This is a genomic window from Streptomyces sp. NBC_01317 (assembly GCF_035961655.1).
GTDB lineage: Bacteria > Actinomycetota > Actinomycetes > Streptomycetales > Streptomycetaceae > Streptomyces.
The window spans coordinates 6,559,196-6,585,810 of the sequence record NZ_CP108393.1; the positions used below are offsets into that span (position 1 = coordinate 6,559,196).

The 26,615-nt window shown below is 72.9% G+C and carries 25 protein-coding genes; 13 read left to right on the forward strand and 12 right to left on the reverse strand.

Annotation, left to right across the window (positions count from 1 at the left end; genetic code table 11):
• Nucleotides 1-38 precede the first annotated feature (38 nt).
• The gene (locus OG349_RS28540; RefSeq protein ID WP_327237304.1) at nt 39-1,529 is read left to right on the forward strand and encodes a trifunctional class I SAM-dependent methyltransferase/NUDIX hydrolase/VOC family protein; all 1,491 of its coding nucleotides are present in this window, start codon (nt 39-41) and stop codon (nt 1,527-1,529) included.
• Between the two features lie 64 nt (nt 1,530-1,593).
• Here the strand turns inward: OG349_RS28540 and OG349_RS28545 are convergent, their stop codons facing one another.
• Nucleotides 1,594-2,517: a GNAT family N-acetyltransferase gene (locus OG349_RS28545; protein WP_327237305.1), complete on the reverse strand. Its 924-nt coding sequence runs from the start codon at nt 2,515-2,517 to the stop codon at nt 1,594-1,596.
• Between the two features lie 72 nt (nt 2,518-2,589).
• Between OG349_RS28545 and OG349_RS28550 the strand changes: the two genes are divergently transcribed.
• Complete coding sequence (locus OG349_RS28550) at nt 2,590-2,964, forward strand: GntR family transcriptional regulator (protein WP_327237306.1); 375 nt, start codon at nt 2,590-2,592, stop codon at nt 2,962-2,964.
• A 70-nt stretch (nt 2,965-3,034) separates the two neighbouring features.
• Here the strand turns inward: OG349_RS28550 and OG349_RS28555 are convergent, their stop codons facing one another.
• From OG349_RS28555 to OG349_RS28570, 4 genes are all read right to left on the reverse strand, one after another.
• Entirely contained in the window at nt 3,035-4,144 is a 1,110-nt protein-coding gene (locus OG349_RS28555) for a DUF5925 domain-containing protein (RefSeq protein WP_327237307.1), read from the reverse strand.
• Between the two features lie 138 nt (nt 4,145-4,282).
• Nucleotides 4,283-5,062 (reverse strand): polysaccharide deacetylase family protein, encoded by a 780-nt coding sequence (locus tag OG349_RS28560; protein WP_327238772.1) that lies wholly within the window; start codon nt 5,060-5,062, stop codon nt 4,283-4,285.
• Between the two features lie 128 nt (nt 5,063-5,190).
• Nucleotides 5,191-6,189 carry a glycosyltransferase family 2 protein gene (locus OG349_RS28565; protein ID WP_327237308.1) on the reverse strand — a complete coding sequence of 333 codons (999 nt, stop codon included), beginning with the start codon at nt 6,187-6,189 and terminating at the stop codon, nt 5,191-5,193.
• A gap of 107 nt (nt 6,190-6,296) precedes the next feature.
• Complete coding sequence (locus tag OG349_RS28570; protein WP_327237309.1) at nt 6,297-7,181, reverse strand: glycosyltransferase family 2 protein; 885 nt, start codon at nt 7,179-7,181, stop codon at nt 6,297-6,299.
• Nucleotides 7,182-7,606: 425 nt separating this feature from the next.
• Between OG349_RS28570 and OG349_RS28575 the strand changes: the two genes are divergently transcribed.
• Both OG349_RS28575 and OG349_RS28580 read left to right on the forward strand, forming a co-directional pair.
• Nucleotides 7,607-8,416 (forward strand): SGNH/GDSL hydrolase family protein, encoded by an 810-nt coding sequence (locus OG349_RS28575; RefSeq protein WP_327237310.1) that lies wholly within the window; start codon nt 7,607-7,609, stop codon nt 8,414-8,416.
• A 276-nt stretch (nt 8,417-8,692) separates the two neighbouring features.
• A complete protein-coding gene (locus tag OG349_RS28580; protein WP_327237311.1) occupies nt 8,693-8,956 on the forward strand; it encodes a hypothetical protein in 264 nt (87 codons plus the stop codon).
• 73 nt (nt 8,957-9,029) lie between these two features.
• Here the strand turns inward: OG349_RS28580 and OG349_RS28585 are convergent, their stop codons facing one another.
• Both OG349_RS28585 and OG349_RS28590 read right to left on the reverse strand, forming a co-directional pair.
• A complete protein-coding gene (locus OG349_RS28585) occupies nt 9,030-9,872 on the reverse strand; it encodes an ABC transporter permease (RefSeq protein ID WP_327237312.1) in 843 nt (280 codons plus the stop codon).
• Nucleotides 9,869-10,912, reverse strand: coding sequence for an ATP-binding cassette domain-containing protein (locus OG349_RS28590; RefSeq protein ID WP_327237313.1), 1,044 nt, complete (start codon nt 10,910-10,912; stop codon nt 9,869-9,871). Before OG349_RS28590 ends, OG349_RS28585 begins: the two co-directional genes overlap by 4 nt.
• A 63-nt stretch (nt 10,913-10,975) precedes the next feature.
• Here OG349_RS28590 and OG349_RS28595 point away from each other — a divergent pair, with 63 nt between their 5' ends.
• Together OG349_RS28595 and OG349_RS28600 are read left to right on the forward strand one after the other, a co-directional pair.
• The gene (locus OG349_RS28595; protein WP_327237314.1) at nt 10,976-11,713 is read left to right on the forward strand and encodes a TetR/AcrR family transcriptional regulator; all 738 of its coding nucleotides are present in this window, start codon (nt 10,976-10,978) and stop codon (nt 11,711-11,713) included.
• 101 nt (nt 11,714-11,814) lie between these two features.
• A complete protein-coding gene (locus OG349_RS28600; RefSeq protein WP_327237315.1) occupies nt 11,815-12,000 on the forward strand; it encodes a hypothetical protein in 186 nt (61 codons plus the stop codon).
• A 40-nt stretch (nt 12,001-12,040) separates the two neighbouring features.
• On the opposite strand, the gene OG349_RS28605 is transcribed toward OG349_RS28600, so the two are convergent.
• The 3 genes from OG349_RS28605 to hmgA form a co-directional block, all read right to left on the reverse strand.
• A complete protein-coding gene (locus OG349_RS28605; RefSeq protein ID WP_327237316.1) occupies nt 12,041-13,273 on the reverse strand; it encodes a type ISP restriction/modification enzyme in 1,233 nt (410 codons plus the stop codon).
• 167 nt (nt 13,274-13,440) lie between these two features.
• A complete protein-coding gene (locus tag OG349_RS28610; protein ID WP_327237317.1) occupies nt 13,441-14,193 on the reverse strand; it encodes a GntR family transcriptional regulator in 753 nt (250 codons plus the stop codon).
• Between the two features lie 14 nt (nt 14,194-14,207).
• Entirely contained in the window at nt 14,208-15,560 is a 1,353-nt protein-coding gene (hmgA, locus tag OG349_RS28615; protein WP_327237318.1) for a homogentisate 1,2-dioxygenase, read from the reverse strand.
• A 107-nt stretch (nt 15,561-15,667) separates the two neighbouring features.
• Between hmgA and OG349_RS28620 the strand changes: the two genes are divergently transcribed.
• The 4 genes from OG349_RS28620 to OG349_RS28635 all read left to right on the forward strand — a co-directional run bounded on the left by OG349_RS28620 (nt 15,668) and on the right by OG349_RS28635 (nt 21,451).
• Nucleotides 15,668-16,357, forward strand: a complete 690-nt coding sequence (locus tag OG349_RS28620; protein WP_442806430.1) for a TetR/AcrR family transcriptional regulator — start codon at nt 15,668-15,670, stop codon at nt 16,355-16,357.
• A 966-nt stretch (nt 16,358-17,323) separates the two neighbouring features.
• Entirely contained in the window at nt 17,324-18,787 is a 1,464-nt protein-coding gene (locus tag OG349_RS28625) for an ABC transporter ATP-binding protein (RefSeq protein WP_327237320.1), read from the forward strand.
• A 154-nt stretch (nt 18,788-18,941) separates the two neighbouring features.
• Nucleotides 18,942-20,354 carry an aldehyde dehydrogenase family protein gene (locus OG349_RS28630; RefSeq protein ID WP_327237321.1) on the forward strand — a complete coding sequence of 471 codons (1,413 nt, stop codon included), beginning with the start codon at nt 18,942-18,944 and terminating at the stop codon, nt 20,352-20,354.
• A 17-nt stretch (nt 20,355-20,371) separates the two neighbouring features.
• The gene (locus tag OG349_RS28635; protein ID WP_327237322.1) at nt 20,372-21,451 is read left to right on the forward strand and encodes a Zn-dependent alcohol dehydrogenase; all 1,080 of its coding nucleotides are present in this window, start codon (nt 20,372-20,374) and stop codon (nt 21,449-21,451) included.
• Between the two features lie 1,085 nt (nt 21,452-22,536).
• Here the strand turns inward: OG349_RS28635 and OG349_RS28640 are convergent.
• Nucleotides 22,537-23,550, reverse strand: a complete 1,014-nt coding sequence (locus OG349_RS28640) for a DMT family transporter (RefSeq protein ID WP_327237323.1) — start codon at nt 23,548-23,550, stop codon at nt 22,537-22,539.
• A gap of 32 nt (nt 23,551-23,582) precedes the next feature.
• The gene (locus OG349_RS28645) at nt 23,583-24,224 is read right to left on the reverse strand and encodes a TetR/AcrR family transcriptional regulator (RefSeq protein ID WP_327237324.1); all 642 of its coding nucleotides are present in this window, start codon (nt 24,222-24,224) and stop codon (nt 23,583-23,585) included.
• A gap of 61 nt (nt 24,225-24,285) precedes the next feature.
• Between OG349_RS28645 and OG349_RS28650 the strand changes: the two genes are divergently transcribed.
• The 3 genes from OG349_RS28650 (at nt 24,286) to OG349_RS28660 (ending at nt 26,548) form a co-directional block, all read left to right on the forward strand.
• Entirely contained in the window at nt 24,286-25,449 is a 1,164-nt protein-coding gene (locus OG349_RS28650) for an acyl-CoA dehydrogenase family protein (protein WP_327237325.1), read from the forward strand.
• Between the two features lie 117 nt (nt 25,450-25,566).
• Nucleotides 25,567-25,854, forward strand: a complete 288-nt coding sequence (locus OG349_RS28655; protein ID WP_327237326.1) for a YiaA/YiaB family inner membrane protein — start codon at nt 25,567-25,569, stop codon at nt 25,852-25,854.
• Nucleotides 25,855-25,918: 64 nt separating this feature from the next.
• Nucleotides 25,919-26,548: a TetR/AcrR family transcriptional regulator gene (locus OG349_RS28660; RefSeq protein ID WP_327237327.1), complete on the forward strand. Its 630-nt coding sequence runs from the start codon at nt 25,919-25,921 to the stop codon at nt 26,546-26,548.
• The last annotated feature ends 67 nt before the right edge of the window (nt 26,549-26,615 follow it).

Below are 26,615 nucleotides of genomic sequence, written 5' to 3' on the forward strand. Positions count from 1 at the left end.
GGGCTTCCGCTGTCAGTGGTGGCTGGCACCATCGGAACATGACCTCGATCGACTGGGACGCTCTCGCAGACTCCTTCGACCAGGAGCCGGACCACGGGCTGCTGGACTCCGCCGTCCGGATGGCCTGGGCCGACCGCATGCGGGACTGGCTGCCCCGGGAGCCCTCCCAGGTGCTCGACCTCGGGTGCGGTACGGGCACGCTGGCCCTGCTCGCCGCCGAGCAGGGCCACCGCGTGACCGGCGTCGACCTCTCGCCCGCCATGGCCGGGCAGGCGAGGGCCAAGCTCGCCGGGCGGGACGCCGAGATCCTGGTGGGGGACGCGACGAGGCCGCCGGTGGGGGAGCGGACCTTCGACGTGATCCTCGCCCGGCACGTGCTGTGGCTCCTGCCCGATCCCGGCGAGGTGCTGCGCCACTGGGCGTCCCTGCTCAGGCCCGGCGGCAGGTTCGTGCTGATCGAGGGGGTGTGGTCCGGTACGGGACTGGCCCCGGCCCGCCTCACGGAGGCGCTGGCCCCGCTCACCGAGCGCGTCCACTACGAACGTCTGTCCGCCGACCACGAGTTGTGGGGCCGGCCCGTGGACGACGAGCGGTACGTCCTGGTGGCGCAGGCCGCCCGCCCCGGGCGCCACACCGAGGTGGTCGACGTCCACCTCATCCTGCGCAGGGGCGACGAGGTGCTGCTGGCCCGCCGCTCCGGCACGGGGTACGGGGACGGGCTGCTCAACGGCCCCTCCGGGCACGTCGAGGCGGGCGAGGACGTCAGGGCGGCCATGATCCGCGAGGCGGACGAGGAGATCGGCGTCGAGCTGGCGCCCGACGACCTGAAGGTCGCCCTGGTCATGCAGCACCGCGGCCCCGGGGGCGGCACGCGCGTCGGCTGGTTCTTCGAGGCGGAGTACGGACGGGGAGGAGAGCCGTACAACAGAGAGCCGCATAAGTGTTCCGGCCTCTCCTGGCACCCCCTGGCCGACCTCCCGGACGACATGGTCGCGTACTGCCGTGCGGGTCTGGAGGCCTATCGCGCCGGTGAGCGGTTCCTCATCCACCGGCACGAGGACCACGACCCGATCGGGTACGCCCCCGACGGACCGACCCGGGCCGTCCCCCTGCCCGCCACGACCGGCGGCGCGCTCCACCACATAGAGCTGTGGGTCCCCGACCTGTCGTCCGCCGAGGCGCGCTGGGGCTGGCTGCTCGGTGAGCTGGGCTACGCCCCGTACCGCCGCTGGGCGCAGGGACGCAGCTTCCGCCGCGCGGACACGTATGTGGTGATCGAGCAGTCGCCCGGCATGCTGCCCGGAGCGCACGACCGCCGGGCACCGGGGCTGAACCACCTCGCGTTCCACGCGGCCGACCGGACCGCGCTCGACGCCCTGGTGGCCAGGGCGCCGGAGCACGGCTGGACGCTGCTGTACGGGGACCGCCACCCGTTCGCGGGCGGGGAGGACCACTACGCGGCCTATCTGGAAGACCCCGCCGGGTACGAGGTGGAGCTGGTGGCGCCGGCCACGCCCGTACGGCTCTGACGACCGCGCGCCCCAGCGCTCCGTACGGCTTCGGACATCAGCCGCGTGTGTACGGCTCCGGACGTCAGCCGAGCGTCCGGACGTACCGGACCTCGCTCGCGCAGATCTCGTAGCCGAACCACTTGTTGACCGCCAGGATGGGGCCGTTGTCCCCGTCGTTGGCGGTGAACGCGTCCCTGTACCCCGCCGCGCGGGCGCGCCGCAGGGAGTCGGACTTGGCGAGCTTGGCCAGGCCCCGGCCGCGGAACGCGCGCCGGGTCCCGGTGAATGCGGTGGCGTAGGTGGTCATCCCGTCCGTCACCACCGCCGTGAACGCGGCGACCCGGCCGTCCGCCGTCACCACCACCGTCGACAGGCCGCGGTCGAGCGTCGGATCGTTCCAGGTGTGGTGCAGCCAGTCCTCGTAGTCGTCCAGTTCGGCGCCGATGTCGCTGGGCTCGTCGGACGTCGACTCCGCGTCCGCCTCGAACAGCGGACGGGGGTTGTCCGCGAAGTCCGCGGCCGTGCCGAGGGTGAGGCCCGGCGGCAGCGGCGGCGGTTCCGGCAGGGCGGCCCCGGTCAGGTCGAGCCGCTGGAAGTGCGACCCGCGCGAGGGCCGGTAGCCACGGTGCTCGGCGAAGGCGCGGGACGACGGTTCGTCGATCACCCAGGCGTACACACTCGTGGCGCCCTCGGCGGCGAGGTGCTCCTCCGCCGTGCGGAGCAGCAGCGCCCCGGCGCCCCGGCCCCGCCGCCCGGGATGGACGTGCGGGGTGACGGACGACTGCCCGGGATCGCTGCTCCCGTACGCGATGCCCACATGGGCCGTGCCGATGATCACCCCCTCCTCCTCGGCGACCAACAGCCGGTACTTCTTCGCCGGGTCGGCGGTGGCCACCCCGAACAGGACCAACTCCTCGGTCACCACCTGGTGGGGAACGCAGACGCGCCGCAGAGCGGTCACCGCCTCGGCGTCCTCGGTACGGAAATCACGGACGAGCACAGTCATGGGGCGGCACGTTACGGGGACAGGGCGGCGGATCGCCTCTCCTTTTCCCGGCCCACGGGGGAGAATCGGACCGTGACCCTGAAGATCGTGATCGACCCGGCCGCCGCGACGGCTCCGTACGAGCAACTGCGTACCCAGATCTCGGCGAAGGCCCGCTCCGGCGCGCTGCCGGTGGGCTACCGGCTCCCGACCGTGCGGGGACTCGCCGAACAGCTGGGGCTGGCCGCCAACACCGTCGCCAAGGCGTACCGGACGCTGGAGGGCGACGGGGTGATCGAGACCCGGGGGAGGAACGGCACGTTCGTCGCCGCCGCCGGGGACGCGGCCGAGCGCGAGGCGGCCGCCGCCGCCCAGGCGTACGCGGAGCGCGCCCAGCGCCTCGGGCTCAGCAGGGACGCGGCGCTGGGAGCGGCGGAGGACGCGGTACGGGCCGCGTACGCGAAGTGAGCGGCCGGACGCCCGACCGGCGTCGGCGCCCCGGGACCATGGCCCGGAGGCAGCGGCCCGGGACGACCGCTCAGAGGTAGAGCCCCGCGTCCGAGCCCGCGTGCTGGGCCGGGACCGATGCCGGGCCGCTGCCCCGCCGCATCGCGTACAGCTCCGCCAGCGTCGCTCCCTCCCGGCCGACCGCCGACTCCCGTTCGCCGTCCTCCGGGCCCAGCCAGGCCAGCGCCTCCGCGCGCGTCAGCGAACCGACCTCGATCCTCGCCATGCACCGCCCCGGCCTGACCACCGCCGGGTGCAGCCGCTCCAGGTCCTCGTTGGTCGTCACCCCCACCAGAACGTTCCTGCTCTGGCCGAGCAGCCCGTCGGTGAGGTTCAGCAGCCGCGACAGCGCCTGGCCCGCGGTGTGCTTGGCCTCGCCGCGGATCAGTTCGTCGCAGTCCTCCAGCAGGAGCAGCCGCCAGCGCCCCTTCGCCGAGCCGTCGTCCTCGCCGATGGCGATGTCCATCAGGTACCCGACGTCGTTGAAGAGCCGCTCCGGGTCCAGGACACAGTCCACCTGGCACCAGTCGCGCCACGAACGGGCCAGTGTGCGCAGCGCGGACGTCTTGCCCGTGCCGGGCGGCCCGTGCAGCAGGAGCAGCCGCCCCGCGATGTCGTCCGGCGTCACCTTCATCAGCCGGTCCATCGCCTCGGCCACGGGCGCGGTGTAGTTGGGCCTGACCTCGTCCCAGGTCCCGGCGGCGATCTGGCGGGTGGTGCGGTGCGGGCCGCGCCGGGGTGACACGTACCAGAAGCCCATCGTCACGTTCTCGGGCTGCGGCTCCGGCTCGTCCTGGGCGCCGTCGGTCGTCTGCTGGTGGACCTTCTCGGCGAGTTCGGCGCTGACGGCGGTCACGGTCACGTCCGCGCCCCGGTTCCAGCGGGACACCAGCAGCGTCCAGCCGTCGCCCTCGGCCAGGGTGGCGCTGCGGTCGTCGTCCTTGGCGCGGCGCAGGATCGTCGCGCCGGGCGGCAGCAGGGGCGCGCCCGACTTGACCCGGTCGATCGTCGAACTGTGCGAGAACGGCTGCTCGCCCGTCGCGAAGCGACCGAGGAACAGCGCGTCGACCACATCCGACGGCGAGTCGCTGTCATCGACGTTGAGCCGGATCGGCAGTGCGTCCTGAGGCTTGGCAGACATGTCGCCCATGATCCGGCACACGAAGGTCCGACGCACGGTGTTTTGCCCCGTGGCGGGTGTGTGGGTGCGCGGGCGCGTTGTCGCGTCGGTGCGCGCGGGTGTGCGGGTGCGCGGTGGCCCCCGCGCCCCCGCCCCCGGTCAGCGGCGGCCCGCGCCCACCACCCGGCGTGCGGCGGCGCGGGTCCGGCGGACGACGGCGTACCCCTGGGTCAGGGCCCGGTCCCTGGCGAAGATCCGGCCGAGCGACCGGCCCTCGACCAGGTGTCCGAACTCCTCGATGCCGGTGGAGCGCCGGACGGTCACCCGCTCCAGCGCGTACGGGCCCTGGCGTGGCCGGGCGAGCGCGTTGCCCACGGCCAGCGACTGGGCGAACCCGGCCTCGCGGACCGTACGGCGGACCCGTCGGCTGGAGTAGCCGTACGGGTACGCGAAGGAGACCGGCGGCGCGGCGCCCAGCCGTTCGCCGATGACCTCCCGGCAGTGGAGCGCCTCGAACCGCAGGCGCTCCAGGGCGAGTTGGTCCAGCTGGGGGTGGGTGTGGCTGTGGCCGCCGATCTCGGTGCCGACCGCCGCCAACTCCCGTACCTGGCCCCAGTCGAGCATGGTGTCGAGCGCGCCGCCGGTGTTGCCGGGCCCGCGCAGCCACCCGGTCGTCAGGAACACGGTGGCGGTGAAGCCGTACGAGGCGAGGACGGGGAGGGCGTGGCGGTGCACGCCCTCGTAGCCGTCGTCGAAGGTGATCAGCACGGGGCGCGGAGGCAGCGCGCGTCCGGTGCGCCAGGCGTCGCCGAGTGCTGCCGTGGTGACGGGCGTGAACCCGCGTGCGTCGAGCAACTCCATCTGCGCCGCGAAGGCTTCGGGGGAGACGGACAGGGCGTGGGTGGCGGCGGCGGGCCGGTGCGCCACGGCGTGGTACATCAGGATCGGTACGGGCTCCCGCGCGTCCAGGACCGGACCCGCAGGACCCGCCCCCGCGTCCCCCGGACCTGCCGGACCTGCCGGACCCGCCGCACGTGGCAGGTCCGGCGGGTCGCGTGGTTCTTCCGTCACGCCACGGCTCCCCTGGGGCTGCCGAGGCGCCCCGTCCTCTCGATCGGGCCCGACGAGAACGTGGCCCCGCCCCCGCGCGCCCGGTAACTCCCCAGCAGATAGCCGCCGACGGCCGCCGAGACGCCGACCACGATCGCGCCGGCCCGCCCCAGGCCGCCGGGCCGGCCCCGTACCGCGTCGCGCAGACCCCGTACCACCCCGGCGGGCAGCACCCGGGTGGTGTAGCGCCGTTCGGACTCAAGTCCCTTGCCCGCGCCGACACTTCGGGCCACCAGTGCCTTCGAGAGCCCCTCGGCGTAGGCGCGGGTACGGAAGTACCCGAACCGCTCCCGTGCCTCGGGGACCTTGTGCCGGATCAGCGCCCGGTCGTCGATCAGCAGCACCGCGTCCGGTACGGCCCTGGCGAGCCGGATGCACAACTCCGTCTCCTCGCACCCCAGGGGCCGCTTGTCGCCGTCGCGCCCGATGCCCGTCGCGAACCCACCGGCGGCGTCGAACGCCGAGCGCCGGAAGGACGCGTTCCCGCCCAGGACGTTACGGACCCGGGCCTTCCCCTCGGGCAGGCCCCGGTACGTACAGCCGACGACCCAGTCGAACTCCTCGGGGAACCACACCGGCCTGCGGCCCGACGCCCAGGCGGGCAGCGTGCGCCCGCCGACCGCCAGCACCCGCGGATCGTCGTACGACTCGTCGAAGAACCGCAGCCAGTCCCGCTCGGCCACGGCGTCGTCGTCGAGGAACGCCACGATCTCGCCCCGGGCGGCGGCGATCCCGGTGTTGCGGCCCGCGGAGAGGCCGCGGACCCCCGCGTTGGCGAGCACCCGCACCTCCCCGCGCGCCGCGAACTCCCCGTACTCCACCCGGAGTCGCTCCAGCAGAGCGGGGTGGTGATCGACCACGACAAGGATCTCCAGCGCGGGCAGGGACTGATGGCGCACCGAGTCGACCGCCGCGAGGATGTCCTCCCAGCGGTCCTCGGTGTAGACGCAGATCACCACCGAGAACGGCCGGTGACGGTGAGGACGATGGGGATGGTGAGGACGATGGGGATGGTGAGGACGATGGGGACGGGGCCGGCGGTCCGGACGGTGGGAGCGGCCGGTCAAGACACCTCTCCCCGCAGCGCCGTGATCCGGAGTCCGGCAGGGCGCCGCCGCGTGGCGCGCGGAACGCCCTTCTCCCGGAGGATCACCTTGAGGACACGGAGTCCGTCCCTGACGGCCCGCAGATTGCTGACCCCGTGGATCCGGTCGAACTCGTGGCTCGGGATCTCCTGCACCTTCAACCCGGCCTGCACGACCCGGATGTTCATCAGCGTCTCGACCTCGAAGCCCGTGCAGTCGAGGGTGATGTCGTCCAGGCAGCGCCGCCAGAACGCGTTGTAGCCGTAGCAGAGATCGGTGTACCGCGCGCCGAACTTGGCGTTGACGACCGCGCACAGGGCGCGGTTGCCGAGCCGGCGGATCGGCGTCATGTCGTCCGTGCCACCGCCGTTGGCGAACCGCGAGCCCTTGGCGAAGTCGGCCCCGGAGACCAGCGCGGAGACGTAGGACACGATCTCGTTGCCGTCGGCCGAGCCGTCCGCGTCGATCATCACGATGATGTCCCCGGTGCAGGCGGCGAACCCGCTGATCAGCGCGTCCCCCTTGCCCTTGCCGCGCTGGGTGACGACCTTGACGTCCGGCCGCAGTTCGCGGGCCACCCGGACGGTGTTGTCGGTCGATCTGCCGTCCACCAGGACCACTTCGTGGATCCAGTCGGGCAGGGTCTTGAAGACGTACGGAAGGTTCTCCGCCTCGTTCATGGCCGGGATGACGACGCTCACGGGCGGAGCGATCGCCAGATGGAGTGAGACCGGGCGGTACGGACGCGCTGTTCGATGGGACCCGTTCCTGACAGCGTGCGTCTGCGCGGAACCGGCTGAATTCCGCGACCGCGCCGTTAACGGATCTTCGCCCGGCAGGGCCGGGCGCACAAAAGAGCTCACGAGTCTGTTTCCCTCTCGTCCGGTGGACCGCCCACCCCCGGGCGGTCCGGCTGTGTTTCCGGTTCGAAAGGGGGGTTCTCACCCCCGGCGACAACGAGACCCCTGCCGTCACGGCACGGATCTCCCTGGCGCACGGGTGAGTTGTGGAACTGGCCGCGCGGCACGCGACTCGGCACTACGTGCGGTCACCGAGCACGGCACCCCCCTACCGCGCCCCGCCCCGGGAGCCATCGCGACGTATGAGCCCTCCCCAGGACGCCGCTTTGCGTGATGGACCGATGCGGGTGGTCGTAAGACGGTATTGAGGGCGGGGACGGTATGGCAAGGGCTGGAACGTGCCGTAATGTTCTTGACATGGACACTTCCAGTGAGGGGTGGGGCCTGGTACCAAAGGAGAGGCAGAAATCCTGCTAAAGGGAGGTTCCATGAAACTGTCCCGAATCACGGCATTCTCGTCCGCGTTACTCCTGGGAGCCCTGCTCGCTCTCACCGGCGCGGCCTCCGCGCAGGCCGCGCCGTCGGCCGCCGCCACCGACTACGTGGCGCTGGGCGACTCCTACTCCTCCGGACTCGGCGCCGGTGCGTACGACTCCGCCGCCGGCGACTGCAAGCGCACCGCCCGTGCGTACCCGGCCCTCTGGGCGGCCGCGCATTCACCCGCCACGTTCGCGTTCACCGCTTGCTCGGGCGCTCGTACGGGTGATGTGACCGCGAATCAGCTGACCCCCCTCAACGCCTCCACCGACCTCGTGAGCATCACCATCGGCGGCAACGACGCCGGCTTCGCGGACGTCATGACGACCTGCGTCCTCCAGTCGGAGTCCACCTGCCTCAACCGGGTCGCCCAGGCCCGTGCGTTCGTCGACAGCACGCTGCCCGCCAACCTCGACCGCGTCTACACGGCGATCTCGGCCAGAGCCCCCTCGGCGAGAGTGGTCGTGCTCGGCTACCCCCGCTTCTACCAGCTCAGCGGCTCCTGCGTCGCCGGCCTCTCCGAGAGGGAGCGCTCCGCGATCAACAGCGCCTCCGACTACCTCAACACCGCGACCGCCAAGCGGGCGGCCGACCACGGCTTCACCTTCGCCGGGGTCGCGTCGGCCTTCCAGGGGCACGAGATCTGCTCGGGCTCCTCGTGGCTCCACAGCGTCAACCTGCTCAACATCAGCGAGTCCTACCACCCGACCGCCGCCGGCCAGTCCGGCGGCTACCTGCCGGTCTTCACCTCGGCCGCGTAAGGGGCGCGAAGCGCCATACCGCCGTGCGAAGAGGCCCTGGGCGACCAGGGCCTCCTCGTGTCAGGTCGGGGGCGCCCGGCGCCAGTTGGTGCGCCGGTCAACCATCGCACCCCGGGGTGAACTGTCCAACTCGCCCTGAATTAGGATGGATCAGGCAACGGGCGTCAACGCCCTTATGTGTGTGGTGAATCCTGAAGACGGGATACACGAGTGTCAGTAGGGGACGATAGGGTTAACCTGCCCGGGTCGGGTGCCCTCGTACGGGTGGGGAGTGACATGAAACAGATAACGGTCCACAGCAGGGCGCGAGTCCCTGCGATCACCTGCGGAACCAGCGCGACCAGTTCGCGCCTCGACCGCCATCTCTCGGTGCTCGGCGGTCCCGCCGTGCCCCAGCGGGAGACGGCCGAGGCGACTCTGCTGATGCGTGAACTGACCTCGCGGGACCGGACGGAGACCCAGAAGAGCAGAAGTGCGCGCGTCTCGCTCTTCGCGCCGCTGCGGCGTCTGCGCCGCTCTCTCTTCGGCAGCCGCGGCTGAACTCTACCGCCCCGCTCCTTCCGTACCGCCCTCGGTGACCCGGCCGGTGGACCACTCCCCGCCACCGGTCGGCTCACTCCCCGCTGTCGGCGTACCGCCGTACGGTCAGCGGTACGAACACGGCGAGCAGCGCCAGCGACCAGAGCAGGGAACCGGCCAGCGGATGCGCCGTCGGCCAGGCCGCGTCGGCGTTCGGCGCCGCGTTGCCGAAGAGATCGCGTACGGCCCCCGCGATCGCGCTGATCGGATTCCACTCCGCGACCGTCCGCAGCCAGCCCGGCAGTCCCTCCGTCGGGATGTACGCGCTGGACAGCAGCGGCAGGACGAACGTGACCGCGCCCAACTGCCCCGCCACCTCCTCGTCGCGGAGGACCAGCCCGAGGTACGTGCCCACCCACGCCGTCGCGAAGCGGAAGAGCAGCAGCACCCCGAAGGCCCCGAGCGCGCCCGGTACACCCCCCTCGATCCGCCAGCCCACCGCCAGCCCCACGAGCATCAGCGGGACGATCCCGGCGGCGGTGGTGAGCAGGTCGGCCGCGGTCTGGCCGAGCGGTACGGCGGCCCGGCTCATCGGCAGGGTCCTGAACCGGTCCATGACCCCGCGCTGCGCGTCCTGGGACGCCTGGAACATCCCGGTCATGAGGCCGCCCGCGGCCGTCGCCGCCAGCAACCCCGGTACGAGGAAGGCGCGGTACTCCCGCCCCGGTGTCGCGAGCGCGCTGCCGAAGACGTAACCGAAGAACAGCAGCATGTTGATCGGCATGCTCTGGGTGAGGAGCACCACGCCCGGCGCGCGCCTGATGCGCCGGAGGTGGCGGCCGAGGACGGCTGCGCTGTCGTACGCGAGCGTGCTCGGACGGCGTGTTCCTTCGTCGTACGTGACGTCGTGCGCGCGGTCGTACGCGGCGGTGCTCATACGGCGTGCTCCTTCCCGGACCTGCGCCCGGCGCGCGGGGCGGTGGTGAGAGTGAGGGGGGCCGGTTCGGGGGCGAGGGGACCCGTACGGCCGGTCAGGCGCAGGAAGGCCTCGTCCAGCGTCGGGGGCCGCAGGCTCGCGTCGACCACCGGCACGCCCGCCGCGTCCAGTTCGCGGACGATCCGGGGCAGGGTCAGCGCGGGGTCGGCGGCCACGGCGCCGACGGCCCGGCGCGTCCGGTCGAACACCGGCTCGGCCCCGGTCAGCCGGTCGAGGACGCCCGCCGCCGCGACCAGCGCGGCCTCCGCCGCCGCTCCGGTCGCCTCCTCGGCGACGACGACCTCCGCGTACGAGCCGATGAGCGCCTTGAGCGAGGCCGGGGTGCCACGATGGGCCGCCCGGCCCTCGTCGATGAGCACGATGCTGTCGGCGAGCCGGTCGGCCTCCTCCAGGTACTGCGTGGTGAGGAGGACCGTGGTGCCCCGGTCCGCCAGGTCGCGGACGGCGTGCCAGATCTGGTTCCTGCTGTGCGGGTCGAGCCCGGTGGTCGGCTCGTCCAGGAACAGCACGCGCGGGCGGGTCAGCAGGCCGGCCGCCAGGTCGAGCCGTCTGCGCATGCCGCCCGAGTAGGTCCGTACGGTCCGGTCGGCCGCGTCCGCCAGCTCGAAGCGCTCCAGGAGTGCGTCGGCGCGGGCGCGGCCGGCCGCGCCCCGGACGCCGAGCAGCCGCGCGAAGAGCCGGAGGTTCTCCCGGCCCGACAGATCGCCGTCAACCGAGGCGTACTGGCCCGCGACCCCGATGGCCCGGCGCACCGCGCCCGGCTCCCGGCGGATGTCGTGCCCGGCGACCCGCGCGCTTCCGGCGTCGGCGCGGGTGAGGGTCGTCAACACCCGTACCGCCGTGGTCTTCCCCGCCCCGTTCGGCCCCAGCACCCCGCAGACCGTGCCCTCGGGCACGGCCAGATCCAGGCCTCTCAGGGTGTGGACCTCGCCGTAGCGCTTCTCCAGACCTTCACTAAGTACAGCGTACGTAGTTGTCATGGGCCCACCATAGCAAACTACGTACGCCGTACGTAACTACGATGGTGGGCGAGGTGATGACCGATGGCGGGGCGACCTGCTGAACCCGAAGTGATCTGGACCCGCCCCGAGCGGGCGGGACGCGGCCCCCGGCCGGCGTTCAGCCGCGCCGACATCGCGGCGGCGGCGGTGAAACTCGCCGACGAGGGCGGCATCGCGGCCGTCTCCATGCGCCATGTGGCGGCCGAGCTGGGCTGCGGCACGATGTCGCTCTACAACTACGTGCCGCGCAAGGAGGATTTGTACGAGCTGATGTTCGACGCGGCGGCGGGGGAGTTCCCGCTGCCGGAGAAACCCTCCGGCGACTGGCGGGCCGACACGGCGGCGCTCGCGCACCGGGGGCGCGCGATGATGCACCGCCATCCCTGGATGTCGACCGTGATGTCGTCGAACTACGGCTTCACCCCGAACGGGCTGCTGTACCTCGAATTCAGCCTGGCCTGCCTCGATCCGCTCGACCTGCCGCCCGGCGAGAAGATGGAGCTGATCTCGATGATCAGCGGGGTGGTCACCACCTTTGTCGCCCACGAACTCCAGACGGCGGAGCGCAACCGCACACTGCCGTGGACGGCGGAACAGGAACAGGCCGTCCGCATGGCCTACTTGGGCCGCGAGATCGCCTCCGGCCGCTTCCCGCGCCTGGCGGCACTGATGACGTCCGCGTCCGAACCGGTGGACCTGGACGCGGTGTTCGAACGGGCGCTGGACCGGGTCCTGGATTCGTTCGGCGGGCCGGCGCGCGGGGTACGGGACGGCTCATGAACAGTTCCGCGGACGACGTCATTCGCTCGGTGGCCGATGCGGTGGAGCGGCGAGCCCTGGCTCGGGGGCAGAACGTGCCTGCTTTTGATTCGGTCCGGAGCATGGTCGAGAGCGACGAATCGGAAATGGCGGTCGACTACCTCGTCAACACGGTCAACGCGTGTCGGCTCACGCTCCGGCAGGACGAGTACGACCGGCTCATGTGGGCGGCGGACCAGCTGGGCTCCGCGGACGACGTGACCGACATCGACACCCAGTTGCTGGTCGCCGCCTCCGACGAGGTCTGACGGCCGCCGGGGTCCTGGACGGGCGGCGATCCCCACTCGTCTAGATCAGGGCGAACTGGCCCTCGGGGCCCTCTTCATGGTGGTCCAGTACGGACGCGGGGCGGCGGGACGCCGCAGGGACCGGCAGGACGCCGGCCGCGTACAGCTCGTCGCGCGTGAGCGTCGGCGCGGTGAGCAACCGCTCCCGGCGCGGCTCCAGTTCGGCCAGGAGCGCCAGTACGGTGATCAGGTCGAGCAGCTCCGAGGTCCACTCCCGCCGCCAGCCCGGCGGCCGGATCGCCGCCAGTGTGCCGGGCTCGGTTCCTTCGGGGAGCCCGGCACGCCGCTCGAACCACAACTCCAGGATCCGTACGCCCCCGATCATGAAGTCCCAGGCCCCGGCGGGCACCGGCGCGATGCGGCCCGTACCGAGCGACAGCGCCTCCTCCGCGGGGTCGTACGCGAGGGACTCGGGTCGGTCGGGAACCGTGGCGCGTACGTAGGGCCGGCGGCCGCCGGGCAGCCGGTGCCGTACGCCGCCGTGCGCGCCGCGCAGCTGGATCCCGGTCATCAGCCGCCCCAGCTCCACCCCGGCGGACCACACGCCGGGGTCGGCGGCGAGCGGCACCACCGGTCCGCGCGGCGAGGGGACGGCCGCCGCGACCGCCCAGGCCAGCACCTCTTCCGGGGCGGCCTCCCGGCCGTGGCGCGCGCTCAGCAGGGCCGTCAGGCCCGGAGTCACGTTGGGCTCCAGGCCGCCGGGCCTGCGGTAGAGCGGGCGGATCCGGCCGGGGCGCCCGGCGGGCGACGTGCCGTCCGGGAGCAGGGCGCTGACCAGCAGCGCGGGACCGGCCGCCCCGGGGACGTACCCCTGCTCCACGGCGAAGACCTGGTGGGCGTCGGCGACCCGCCACAACTCGGGGCGCGCCGCGTCGATCAGCCGGTGGTCGGGGATCAGCCACTGCTCGTCGAACGGGCCGTGGAGCACCCGCAGCGGCTCGGGGCGGCGCCCCGGCTCCCGTACGAACCGGCCGGTGCCCGCGACCTGTCCGGGCAGCGCGGGGACGGCGCTGTACGGGGTACGGGCCCGGGTCGGCCCGAACAGGGCCTCCCGCTCGGCCCCTTCGGCCCGTACGAGCCGGTCCCAGCGGGCGGTGAGCGAGGCCGCGTCCGGGGCGAGGACCCAGGACCTGCCGAGCCGCAGCGGGGCCGTGGACCACGGCATGAGGTCGCTCAGCAGGGGCGCGTCCGACGGCACGCGGCCGCCGTCCCCGCCGGCCCGTGTCGATGCCATCGCGGCCCTCCCCGTCGCTTTTGCCTCCCTCTGCACCGCCCGCGGCATCGTAACGCCGCGCCCCCGGCGGCCGGGCGGGGGAAGCGAACCCTCCGCTGGGACCCGCCCGCTGGGTCCCTCCGCTGGGAACCTTCCCGCCGGGAACCTCCGCTGCGAACCCCACCGTCCTACCCGTCCGTCTCCACCGTCACCGAGAACGCGAACCGGTCGCCCCGGTAACGGATCCGGGCCACGTCGACCACCCGGCCCCGCTCGTCGTACGACACCCCTGTGTAGTGCAGGATCGGGCTGAGCAGCGGCACCCGCAGCAGCTCCGCCGTCGCCGGGTCGGCGAGCCGCGCCTCCACCGTGTCGGTGACCCGGCTGATCCGTACCCCCGGCATGTCCCGCAGGACCTTCGTCATCGGCCGGCTCGCCAGATCCCCGACGTCGATACCGGCCGCGACGTCCGGACGGACCGCGTTCTCCGCCCAGTTGACCGGCTCACCGCTCTCCGCGTCGCGGCGCAGCCGCCTGTACGTCATCACCTCGTCCAACTCCGGGAAGAACTCGGCGAGTTCACCCGGCACCGGAGTGGTCCCGTGGCCGAGCACCGTCGTCAGCTCGCCCGACTGCTGCGCCACGATGGCATCGATCGAACCGAGCAGCCTGCGCGGCGCGCCCCGCCGCGCGCCCGGCTCGATGAAGGTGCCGCGCCGCCGGTGCCGGCTGATCAGACCCTCCTCCTCCAACTCCTTGAGGGCCTGACGCATTGTCAGCACACTGACGCCGTAGTGACCGGCGAGCTGCTCCTCCGTGGGCAGCCGCAGCGGGTCGTCGGGGCGGCGGCCGAGTATGGAGGCGCGCAGCGACTGCGAGACCTGGTACCAGAGCGGCAGCTTCCGGTTCAGGACCAGCGAGTCGGGGGCGAAGGCGGTCACGGTTCAACTCCGTATCAAGGCCTGAAGTGGCGCTCAAGACCCTCCCACACCCGGTCGTAACCGGGCTGGAGGTGGTCGGCCCCGGCCGCCTGGGCGGTGGCCGTCACCGGCCAGCGGGTCTCGAACATGAAGGCCAGCCCGTCGTCGATCCGCTGCGGCCGCAGCTCGGCCGCGCTCGCCCGGTCGAACGTCTCGCGGTCGGGCCCGTGCGCCGACATCATGTTGTGCAGGGACCCGCCGCCGGGCACGAACCCGCCCTTGCCGGCCGTCTTCGCGTCGTACGCGCCCTCGATCAGGCCCATGTACTCGCTCATCACGTTGCGGTGGAAGTACGGCGGCCGGAACGTGTCCTCGCCGACCAGCCAGCGCGGCGCGAACACCACGAAGTCGACGCCCGCCAGCCCCGGGGTGTCCGACGGCGAGGTGAGCACCGTGAAGATCGACGGGTCGGGGTGGTCGTAGCTGATGGACCCGAGGACGTTGAAGCGCCGCAGGTCGTACACGTACGGCACGTGGTTGCCGTGCCAGGCCACCACGTCGAGCGGCGAGTGGTCGTACGTCGCGGACCAGAGATTCCCGCAGAACTTGTTGACCACCTCCACCGGCCGTTCGACATCCTCGTACGCGGCCACCGGCGCGAGGAAGTCCCGTGCGTTGGCGAGGCCGTTGGCGCCGATCGGGCCGAGGTCGGGCAGCGTGAACGGCCGGCCGTAGTTCTCGCAGACGTACCCGCGCGCCGTCTCGTCGAGCAGCTCGACCCGGAAGCGGACCCCGCGCGGGACGAGGGCGACCTCGCCGGGACGGGCGGCGAGCAGGCCCAGTTCGGTACGGATCAGCAGTCCGCCGTGCTCGGGGACGATCAGCAGCTCGCCGTCGGCGTCGCCGAACACCCGGTCGGTCATGGGCGCGTTGGCGGCGTAGAGGTGAATCGCCATACCCGTGCGCTGTGTTGCGTCGCCGTTGCCGCCCAGCGTCCAGAGACCGGCGAGGAAGTCCGTACCGGGCGCCGGGTCGGGCAGCGGGTCCCAGCGCAGCCGGTTGGGATCGGGAACGGTCTCGGTGAAGGGCGCGCCGCGCAGCCCGCCGTTGCTCGTCCGCCGGAACGGCGGGTGGGCGGCCGAGGGGCGGATGCGGTAGAGCCAGGAGCGCTTGTTGTGGGCACGCGGCTCGGTGAAGGCGCTGCCGCTCAGCTGCTCCGCGTACAGCCCGAGCGGGGCGCGCTGCGGGGCGTTGCGTCCGTGCGGGAGCGCGCCCGGCACCGCCTCGGAGCTGTGCTCGTTGCCGAAGCCGGGGGAGTGGGCCAGATCCTCGGCCGTCTTCCTGGCCTGCTCGATGCTGTGCCCGCTGCCTTGCCCGCTGCCGCTCATCGTCCGCTCCCATGCTCGACCGGGGAGTCCATGGGTCCGCGCCTCTGGAATCCTATGGTCAACCGTAGGATTGTGGGGGCGGCGCGTCAACGGGGACGCGCGGCATGATGGAGTACGTGCCCCACGACCGTACGAACGCGAACCGCGCCCCGGAGAGCGCGGGCGGCGGGAGTGTGGGCGCGGGCGGCAGGCTGCGCAGGGCGCCCGTGCAGCGGCGCAGCGCGGAGCGGCTCACCCGGATCCTCGACACCTGCGCGGCCCTCCTCGACGAAGCGGGCTACGAACAGCTCACGACCCGCGCCGTGGCTTCCCGCGCGGGCGTCCCCATAGGCTCCGTCTACCGGTTCTTCGACAACAAGCGCGCCCTGGTCGACGCCCTCGCACAACGTAACCTGGACCGCTACGCCGAGCGGGTCACCGACCGGTTCGCCGCCCTGGAGTCCGGGGACTGGCGGGGCGCGGTCGACGTGGTGCTGGACGAGTACCTCACCATGAAACGTACGGTGCCGGGCTTCGGTTCCGTCGACTTCGGCGCCGACCTGGGACCGGCCGCGGGGGTCCGGGGGGCGGCCGCCAGGAACGCGAACCAGCAGGTCGCGGGCCGGCTCACCGTCCTGCTCGCGGGCCACCTCGGCCGCGGCCCCGACGCGTCCCTGCACCGCACGGTCCTGGTGGCGGTGGAGGCGGCGGACGCCCTGCTCCAGCTGGCGTTCCGCACGGATGGGGCGGGGGACCCCGGAATAGTCGCGGAGACGCGGACGCTCCTCCGTGCGTATCTCGCTGGGGCGCTCGATTGAGGTCGGGCGTTGCGGTTCTGCGTCTGCCCGGTGCGGGTGGGTGCGGGTTACTGATTGTCCTCAATCGCCGGACGGGCTTGGTTGTGCCCGCTGCGGGCCGGTGGTTTGGGTGCGGGTCGGTTGCCGGGGGCCGGGCAGGGGTCGTGTCCTGCACTGCATGTTTTACGTCGCGTTCGGGGACTTGTTTTGTTCACCGGTAGCCACGCGACACAAAACACGCTTTACGTTCCGGACACGACCCCTGCCCGTCCCCCTTCCACGCCCGCGTTCAAGACAACCCCGGCCCGCCCCGGCGTCGGAGGACACCGGGGCATCATCCAGCCCGTCCGGCGTTTGAGGACATCGGTGAGCCGCGCTCGCGTACCGGGCAGGGCCACACTCCAGCCCGTCCGGCGATTGAGGACATCAGTAAGCGGCACCGTCCACCGGGCAGAGGCCAGGCACTCCGTGGCGCCGGGGGGTCGTTGAGCTCACCCTCGGCGTGAGGGGGGTGGGGTCGGAGGAGGTGCGTGTGGCCGGACGTAAAGCGTGTTTTGTGGCGCATGGCTACCGGTGAACTATGCGAGTTCCTGAGGCGCCGTAAAACATGCAGTCCGGACATACGTACCTCCGCAGGCCCCGCCCCCCGTCACCACGACAAACCCAAGCCCGTCCGGCGATTGAGGACAATCAGTAAGCCGCGCCAAACGCACCGGGCAGACGCACAACCAGGCCCGCTTCAGCTACGTCTCGCGGCCGGATAACGGCCACCGCATCCGCCGTATTGCTTCCGCGTTGTCCCCGGCCCCGTGCCACGGCCGAACCGCCCCGTACCGCAAGAGCCCCAGGTCCGGGGCCACTTCAGGGGCCCCGCGCCCCGTCCGCCGCACCGGGCGCGACCTTCGCGCGAGTCATTCCCTGACCGCGCGTAGTCGGCTAGTTTCAGGCGTCGCAGCCGCTCCACCTCCTCTTCCGGGCGGAACACATATGAGTCGCGCCATTTCCCTGCACAGGGTCAGCAAGGTGTACGGACGGGGCACCCGCGCCGTCGACCGCTTCTCGCTCGACATCGCGCCCGGCGAGTTCGTCGTGCTCCTCGGGCCCTCCGGCTGCGGCAAGTCCACCGTGCTCCGCATGATCGCCGGTCTGGAGGACATCAGCGAGGGCGACCTGCTGCTCGACGGCGAGCGCGCCAACCTCGTCCCGCCCCGCGAACGCGGCATGGCCATGGTGTTCCAGAACTTCGCGCTCTACCCGAGGATGACCAACCGCGACAACATCGGCTTCCCGCTGCGCCTGGAGAACCCCCGCGAGGACAGCACCGCACGCGTCGAGGCGACGGCCAGGATGCTCGGCATCGAGAGCATCCTGGACCGCTACCCGAGCCAGCTCTCCGGCGGCGAGCGCCAGCGCGTCGCGATGGGCCGGGCCATCTCCCGGCGGCCCTCCGCGTTCCTGATGGACGAGCCGCTCTCCAACCTCGACGCCAAGCTCCGCAACCATCTGCGGGCCGAGATCGCCCGCCTGACCGCCGACCTCGGCGTCACCACGGTGTACGTGACCCACGACCAGGCCGAGGCGATGTCGCTCGGCGACCGCGTCGCCGTGATGCGTGGCGGGGTCCTCCAACAGGTCAGCGCGCCACGCGAGGTGTACGCCCTGCCCGAGAACGTGTTTGTCGCCGCCTTCATCGGCACCCCCCGGATCAACCTGCTCCAGGGCGTGGTCTACGCCCCGTTGGACGGGCGCATGTCGATCGACCTCGGCCGCCAGCGCCTCCCCCTGCCCGAACCTCTCACCCAGGACCACCAGTTGCTCCGGATCCAACAGGGCCGGCAGGTCATCGTCGGACTGCGCTCCGAGGCGGTCCGTATCGCACCGCCCAGCCAGGCCCGGCCCGGGGAGGTGGCGCTGAGCGGCATCGTCGAGCACATGGAGTACCAGGGGCACGAGGCGCTGGTGCACCTCAACACCGGCTCGCGGGCGGCGGTGGTGACGGATCTGGAATCACCGAGGCCCCGGACCGGCCCGCGCCGCCGCAGGAACGGCGGTCCGGGTGTCCTGGAACGCCTGCGGGAGCGTACGGCGGGGCGGCGGGGCGGCCAGCGCGCGGGCACGGAGAACCGGAATGGGTACGGGAACGGCACCGGCCACGGCGACGCCCACCCCACCGGCCAGGAGAACGGCCGAACCGCCGCCCCGGCCGGCGGCGGCCACGTCAGCGGGCCCGTCGTCGTGCTCGACGACCCGGGGAGCGATGCGCCCTCCTCCCCGCAGGAGCGCCCCGCCCTCGCGGCAAGCGACCTCGTCGTACGAACCGGCCCCGACCTGCGCCTGAGGACGGGCGCCCAGGTCCCCCTCCTCGTCGACCTCGCCCACCTCTACGTCTTCGACCACCAGGGCCGCCGGATCTGCCCGGCGCCCCGGGACCTGCCGGGCCTCGACGGCTGAGCGGGGTCGAAGGCGGGACCTCCCCTGGGCCGGGGCCCGTACGACTGTGGGCAGCGACACCCTGGCGCCGTAAAACTAACGCCGCTAGTTTGGACGGGACGCCGACGCGCACGCGGACCGAGGCGCCGACTCGGCAGGCCCGGAGGGAATCACCATGAAGGCACACGACGGCATGTACATCGGCGGACAGTGGCGGCCCGCCGCGGGGACGGACACGATCGCCGTCGTGAACCCCACGGACGAACAGGTCATCGCCACGGTCCCGGCAGGTACGGCGGAGGACATCGACGCGGCCGTCCGCGCCGCGCGGGCCGCCCTGCCCGCCTGGGCCGCCACCCCGCCCGCCGAACGCGCGGCCGGGATCGCCGCGCTGGCCGCGGCCATGACGGCCCGCCGGGACGACATCGCCGAGATCGTCACCGCCGAACTGGGCTCGACCGTCACCTTCGCCCGGCGCGTCCAGGCGGGACTGCCGATACGGGTCATGGAGTCGTACGCCGAACTCGCCGCCACCTACGCCTTCGAGACGACGGTCGGCAACTCCACCGTGTTCCAGGAGCCGGTGGGGGTCGTCGGCGCGATCACTCCCTGGAACTACCCGCTGCACCAGATCGTCGCCAAGGTCGCCCCCGCGCTCGCCGCGGGCTGCACGATCGTGGTCAAGCCCGCCGAGGACACCCCGCTCACCGCACAGCTCTTCGCCGACCTCGTCGACGAAGCGGGCCTGCCCGCAGGGGTGTTCAACCTGGTGACCGGGCTCGGCCCGGTCGCGGGCCAGGCACTCGCCGAGCACCCGGACGTCGACCTGGTCTCCTTCACCGGCTCGACGGCGGTCGGCCGCCGGATCGGCGCGGCGGCGGGCGCCGCCGTGAAACGGGTCGCCCTGGAGCTGGGCGGCAAGTCCGCCAACGTCGTCCTGCCCAGCGCCGACCTCGCCAAGGCGGTCACCGTCGGCGTCGCGAACGTCATGTCCAACTCCGGCCAGACGTGCAGCGCCTGGACCCGGATCCTGGTCCACACCGACCGGTACGACGAGGCGGTGGAGCTGGCGAAGGCCGCGGCGGCCGCCCACGTCGCGGGCGACCCGCGCGACGAGGCGAGCCACCTCGGCCCGCTCGTCAACGCGGCACAACAGGCACGCGTACGGGGGTACATCGAGGCGGGCGTCGCGGCCGGCGCCCGGGTTGTCGCGGGCGGCCCCCGATCCCCCCACGGGACCGGCTACTTCGTCGCGCCGACCGTCTTCGCCGACGTCACCCCGGACATGTCCATAGCCCAGGAGGAGATCTTCGGCCCCGTCGTCTCCCTGCTGCGGTACGAGGACGAGGAGGACGCCCTCCGTATCGCCAACGGCACCGTCTACGGCCTCGCGGGCGCGGTCTGGGCCGGCGACGACGCCGAGGCCACCGCCTTCGCGCGCCGCATGGACACCGGCCAGGTCCATATCAACGGCGGCCGTTTCAACCCGCTCGCGCCCTTCGGCGGCTACAAACAGTCGGGCGTGGGCCGCGAGTTCGGGGTCCACGGGCTCGCCGAGTACCTCCAGACCAAGTCCCTCCAGTTCTGAGCCGGGAGACCACCCTCGTGGTACGCGCCGCTGTCCTGTCCGCCGTCGGAGCCCCGCTGGAGATCACCGGGATCGAGCTGCCCGAGCCCGGTCCCGGCCGGGTACGGATCCGGCTCGCCGCCGCCGGGGTCTGCCACTCCGACCTGTCCCTGTCCGACGGCACCATGCGGATACCGCTCCCGGCCGTCCTCGGCCACGAGGGCGCGGGCACGGTAATCTCCGTCGGCGAGGGCGTCACCCATGTCGCCCCCGGTGACGGGGTGGTCCTCAACTGGGCGCCGTCGTGCGGTGTTTGCCACGCCTGTGTGATCGGGGAGGTCTGGCTCTGCTCCGACGCGCTCGCGGGCGCGGGCGGGCTGCACGCCCGTACGGCCGACGGCCGGGACCTCCATCCGGGCCTGAACGTCGGCGCGTTCGCGGAGGAGACCGTCGTCGCCGCGAACTGCGTCCTGCCGCTCCCGGACGGCATCCCGCTCACCGACGCGGCCCTGCTCGGCTGCGCGGTCCTCACCGGATACGGCGCGGTCCACCACTCCGCGCGGGTCCGCGCGGGCGAGTCGGTGGCCGTCTTCGGCGTCGGCGGCGTCGGCCTGGCCGCCCTCCAGGCGGCGCGCATCGCCGGGGCCTCGACGATCGTGGCGGTCGATGTCTCCCCGGAGAAGGAGGAGTTGGCGCGGGCCGCCGGAGCGACGGAGTACGTCGTCGCCTCCGCCACCACCGCGAAGGACATCCGCCGCCTCACCGGCGGCCGGGGCGCGGACGTGGCCGTCGAGTGTGTCGGCCGCGCCGTCACCATCCGTACCGCCTGGGACTCCACCCGGCGCGGCGGCCGTGCCACGGTGGTCGGCATCGGCGGCAAGGACCAGCAAGTCACCTTCCACGCATTGGAGTTGTTCCACTGGGGCCGCACGCTGTCCGGCTGCGTGTACGGCAACAGCGACCCGGCGAAGGACCTCCCGGTCCTGGCCGCCCACATCCGCGCGGGCCGCTTCGACCTGAGCACACTGGTCACGGAACGCATCACCCTGGACGACGTGCCGGCAGCCCTGGCCGCGATGCCGGCCGGTCGCGGGGGGCGGGCCCTGGTGGTGTTCTAGGGCGCGTCCGCGAGGAGGACGACGCCGTCCACCGGCGGGCGCAGGGCCGCGGCGTCGGCGTGTCCGCGAGGAGGACATCGTCCACCTGCGGGCGAGGCCGCCGCGTGAGCGCGTCCGCGAGGAGGACGCCGTCCATCCGCAGGCGAGGCCGCCGCGGGGCGACCGCCCGGCGGACGCCCGGCGCGGTGCGCGTGTCCGCGAAGGGTGGGGCTGTCCGCGCGCGGGCGGGACCACGACGTCCGCCGCGTGCGACCGCACGACGGAGGCCCGGTGCCGTCGACGTACGTACGTGGTCGGTCCGTCCGCGCGGTGAGCGCGCGTGCGAGACGGGGCGGGCCGGGGCCACCTGAGCAGACGGCCCCCGGGGCCCGGCCGGCGGATCTCCGTGGATCAGTCCGCGGCGTCCTTTGCCCCGCCTCGCGAGGCGGGGACCGGCGCAGTCGACGGCCGGGACGTACGCGGTCGCTGCGTCCGCGCGGTGAGCGCGCGTGCGAGGCGTCGATGGCCGGGGCCACTTGCGCGAGCGGCCCCTCGGGTCGGCGGATTTTCGCGGATCAGCCTGCGGAGTCCGGTGCCGTGCCTCGCGAGGCGTGGGAGCCGGCGCCGCAGACGGCCCGGACGTATGCGATCGCTCCGACCACGCGGTGACGTACGGTGCCGCGTCGCGGGCCCTCGAAGATTCGCAGGACACGCCCCAGGGCGTGTCCGCGAAGTGGCACCCGGCCGTGGCACCCGGCCGTGGCACCCGGCCGTGGCACCCGGCCGTGGCACCCGGCCGTGGCACCCGGCCGTGGCACCCGGCCGTGGCACCCGGCCGTGGCACCCGGCCGTGGCACCCGGCCGTGGCACCCGGCCGTGGCACCCGGCCGTGGCACCCGGCCGTGGCACCCGGCCGTGGCACCCGGCCGTGGCACCCGGCCGTGGCACCCGGCCGTGGCACCCGGCCGTGGCACCCGGCCGTGGCACCCGGTCCAGGCGCTTGGCCTGCGCAGCCCGGCCCGTGCGCTCGCGGCGCTGTCGGATCGGGCTAGTACGTCCCATGCGCGCTTGGTCCTCCGCCCCCTGCGGGCGGACGGCGGACGGCCTCACTTCGCGGGCGCGCCCTGGCCCGCACGGCGCGTCGGCGGTGGCGGAGTGGGGGACGAATCCCCGCCGGGACGGTCCCGGCGGCGGGAGCGGGAGACCGCCACGCCCGTCAGGCACAGTGCGCCGCCCGCCAGGGTCAGTACGCCGGGGACCTCGTCCAGGGCCAGCCAGGCCATCAGGACGACCAGCGCGGGCACGGCGTACGTCGTCGCGCCCATGCGGCCCGCCGTCGTGCGCGCCAGCGCGTACGCCCAGGTCGTGAAGGCCAGGGCCGTCGGGAAGACCCCCAGGTAGAGCATGTTGAGCGTCGCCGACAGCGGCGCGTCGCCGGCCTCCCCGATCAGCTGGCCCGCGAACGGCAGGCAGGCCACCGCGCCGATCAGGCAGCCGAACGTCGTCGCCTGGAGCGCGCTCGCGTGCGCCAGCACCGGCTTCTGGGCCACCACCCCGCTCGCGTACGCCATCGCGGCCAGCACACACAGCGCCACCCCCAGCACCGAAGCATGCCCCTCGCCCGACATCGACAGCCCCACCGCCACCGCGCCCGCGAACGACACCGCCATCCCGGCCAGCAGACGCGGCGGGAGGGACTCCCCGAGCAGCTTCCCGCCGAGCAGGGCGATGAGGATCGGGCCGATGTTCACGACCATCGCGGCCGTGCCCGCGTCGACCTCCTGCTCACCCCAGTTGAGCACCACCATGTACACGCCGAACCACAGCACACCCGACACGGCGATCCCGCGCCAGGCGGCCCGGGGCGGCAGCCCCTCGCGCCGTACCGCGCACACCAGCCCGAGCACCAGAGCCCCCGCGAGCAGCCGCCCGAGCGCCAACGCCCCCGGCGAGTACGCGGAACCGGCGCTGCGGATCGACACGAAGGCCGACGCCCAGAGCACCACCGTGACCCCCGCGGCGGCGAGCGGCAACCAGCGCGCCGGCGGGGAAGGGGGAGAGGGAGGGGCGGGCGGAGAAGCCGGTATCGCCACCGGGTCGGTCCGAGCGGGGTTCGTCATGCCGAGAACGTACGCCCGGCACCCCGCCCCCCTCACCGCAATATCGCCTCGTACTGCACCGACAGCCCGTCGATCAGCGCCCGTACCCCCGTCTCGAACGCCCCCTCGTCCACCTGCTCCTGCCGCTCGGCGAGCAGATGCGCCTGCCCCAGATGCGGATAGTCGGCCGGGTCGTACGCCGTCGCGTCGTCCACGAACCCCCGGGCGAACGAGCCCAGCGCCGAGCCCGTGATGAAGTACCGCATCAGCGCGCCGATGTACGTGGCCTGGGCCGCCGGCCAGCCCGCCCGTACCATCGCGCCGAACACCGCGTCCGCCACCCGCAGCCCCGCCGGCCGCCGCCCCGGACCGCGCGCGAGCACCGGCACGATGTGCGGGTGGTCGGTGAGGGCGGCCCGGTAGGAGATGGCCCAGTCGTGCAGCGCCGTACGCCAGTCGCGGCCGTCGCCCTCGTCGAACATCGACAGGTCGACCTGCGCGCTGACCGCGTCCGCGACCGCTTCGAGGATCTCGTCCTTGGTACGGAAGTGGTTGTAGAGGGAAGGACCGCTCACCCCCAGCTCCGCCGCGAGCCGTCGCGTGGAGACCGCCTCCAGCCCCTCCGCGTCCACGAGCGCGCTCGCCGCCCCGACGATGAGTTCTCTGCTGAGGAGGGGCTTGCGCGGTCTGGCCATGGCACTCATAGTAGGCGTGGCGACAGGAAACTAGCAGTGCTAATTAAGGGGGTGTCCTTCGGTGAATCTTGAGCTGAGCGAGGAGCAGGAGGCGGCGCGCCGGCTCGCCGAGGACTTCGTCGACCGGGAGATCACCCCCTTCGTCGTCGACTGGGACCGGGACGAGAGCGTCGACCGGGCGATCGTCGGAAAGCTCGGCGCGCTGGGCTTCCTGGGACTGACGATTCCCGAGGAGTACGGCGGCTCGGGCGGCGACCACGTCACGTACTGCCTGGTCACCGAGGAACTGGGGCGCGGCGACTCGTCGGTGCGCGGCATCGTCTCCGTCTCGCTGGGGCTGGTGGCCAAGACCGTCGCCGCCTGGGGCGACGAGGAGCAGAAGCGGGCGTGGCTGCCCCGGCTCACCTCCGGCGAGGCCCTCGGCTGCTTCGGGCTGACGGAGCCCGGCACCGGCTCCGACGCGGGAAACCTCACCACGAAGGCCGTACGGGACGGCAGCGGCGACGGCGCCGACTGGGTCATCAGCGGCTCCAAGATGTTCATCACCAACGGCACCTGGGCCGATGTGGTCCTCCTCTTCGCGCGGACCAACACCACCCCCGGGCATCGCGGGATCTCCGCCTTCCTCGTACCGGCCGACAGCCCCGGCCTGACCCGCCGTACCCTCCACGGCAAGCTCGGGCTGCGCGGCCAGCCCACGGCCGAACTGGTCCTGGAGGACGTACGGGTCCCGGCCGGCGCGCTGCTCGGCCCCGAGGGCAAGGGCTTCTCCGTCGCGATGTCCGCGCTCTCGAAGGGCCGCATGTCGGTCGCCGCCGGCTGCGTGGGCATCGCGCGGGCGGCGCTGGACGCGGCCGTCGGATACGCGGGGGAGCGCGAGCAGTTCGGCAGGCCCATCGCCCACCACCAGCTGGTGCAGGAGCTGATCAGCGACATCGCGGTCGACGTGGAGGCGGCGCGGCTGCTGACCTGGCGGGTCGCCGATCTCATCGACCGGGGCCGGGAGTTCGCGACGGCCGCCTCCCAGGCCAAGCTGTTCGCGTCCGAGGCCGCCGTACGGTCCGCCAACAACGCCCTCCAGGTCTTCGGCGGTTACGGCTACATCGACGAGTACCCGGTCGGCAAACTCCTGCGCGACGCACGGGTGATGACCCTCTACGAGGGCACCAGCCAGATCCAGAAACTGATCATCGGCCGCGCGCTGACGGGCGTTTCGGCGTTCTAGAGGGCCGACCCGAGCCGACCCGACCCGACCCGAGCCGACCCGACCCGAGCCGCGCTGAGTACGGCCTGAGTACGGCAGCGGATGTGGCCGCCACCCCCGCACGCGGATGCTGTCCCCATGACCGACACACCCGTCAAGCAGCAGAACACCGGCGCCTACTACGGACAGGCCGTCCTCTCGTTCGGCCTCGCGCTCGCCGCCATCTCCCTCGGCATCTACCGCCTCGACGCCGACGCGTGGGTCCGGGGCTTCCTCGCCATCGCGGTCCTCTACCTCACCACCTCCGCCTTCACCCTCGCCAAGGTCATCAGGGACCGCCAGGAGGCCGGCCAGATCGTCAGCCGCGTCGACCAGGCCAGACTGGAGAAGATCCTCGCCGAGCACGACCCCTTCCAGAAGCTCTGAGCTCTAAGCGCTTGCTCACCCTCCCGGGTAGGGTGACCCTTCTGCCGACTCGAAGGGATGAGCGATGCGTACGGTGGAGCACGCGGGCGACGGTGAGGACGCGCCCTGGGGCGAGGTCGCCCCGGAAGCGGCCAGGAGGCTGATGGTCGCCGCCGTCGAGGCGTTCGCCGAGCGTGGCTACCACGCCACCACCACCCGCGACATCGCGAGCCGCGCCGGGATGAGCCCGGCCGCGCTCTACATCCACTTCAAGACCAAGGAAGAGCTGCTCCACCGGATCAGCAGGATCGGCCACGACCGGGCGCTGGCCCTGCTCACCGAAGCGGCCGACGGCGGCGGTACGGCGACCCGGCGGCTCGACGAGGTCGTCCGCCGCTTCGTCCGCTGGCACGCCGAGCGGCACACGACCGCGCGGGTCGTCCAGTACGAGCTGGACGCGCTCGCCCCCGAGCACCGCGCGGAGATCGTGGAGCTGCGGCGGCGCAGTGACGCCGTGGTACGGCGCATCCTGACCGACGGGGTACGGGACGGGGAGTTCGACGTCCCCGACGTACCGGGCACCACTCTCGCCGTCCTGTCCCTGTGTATCGACGTGGCGCGCTGGTTCAACGTGGCGGGCCGCCGTACGGCCGACGAGGTCGGCGCGCTCTACGCGGACCTCGTCCTGCGGATGGTCACGGCCCAGAAGCAGTGAGCGCCGGTTTTCGCCCCCGGAGGGAAGCCGGTGCCGCCCTGGGAGGACGGCACCGGCCCCGCCCCGG